General features: G+C 52.6%; 1 protein-coding gene. It reads right to left on the minus strand.

Translation table 11 applies throughout. The features are described 5' to 3' along the window. On the minus strand, positions 1–650 hold a 650-nt coding region (locus HP401_RS35515; protein WP_173607628.1), incomplete at both ends, for an AMP-binding protein.

Here is a 650-nt window from a genome sequence, read left to right on the forward strand (position 1 = left end):
AGAACTGATCGTCTCTGGCAACTCCGTGACTGGATAGCAGCAGGTGAATGTCGTGTTCTCCGTTGGACCGTACCCGTTGATAATCGTGAGTCCTTCGAGCTCCAACGCTTTTCTTACGTGAGGAACTGAGACGACATCTCCACCCACGAGCAGTTGGCGAACCCCTGTCAGGTACTCTTTGTGATGATCCACCATCAGTGTAAACAATCCCGCCGTCAGCCAAAGCGTCGTAACCTTGTGCACCTGAATGGCTTGTCCCAGCTCTTCCAAGGAAGGCAGATCAGGCGGCATCAGCACCAGCTTTGCCCCATTTAGCAAGCTTCCCCAAATCTCAAAGGTCGCCGCATCGAATGATACAGTCGATGCTTGCAGGAAAATGTCCTTCTCTGTAATTGTCACGTAGTCGGTTTCTTTGACGAGACGGACAATGCCGCGATGGATGACTAGCGTTCCTTTTGGCAAGCCGGTAGAGCCTGAGGTGTAGATCACGTAAGCGAGACTTTCCGCTGTGGTGTCAATGTCAGGTGCCTGTTCACTTTCTTCGGCAATCATCGCCCAGTCGCGATCCAGACAAATGACTGCATGCTCTCCAGATGGGAGTGACGGTAGTAGCTGCTCCTGTGTGAGCAAAACAGTCACGTGAGCGTCGC

It is taken from the genome of Brevibacillus sp. HB2.2, from assembly GCF_013284275.1.
In the GTDB taxonomy this organism is placed as follows: domain Bacteria; phylum Bacillota; class Bacilli; order Brevibacillales; family Brevibacillaceae; genus Brevibacillus; species Brevibacillus brevis_D.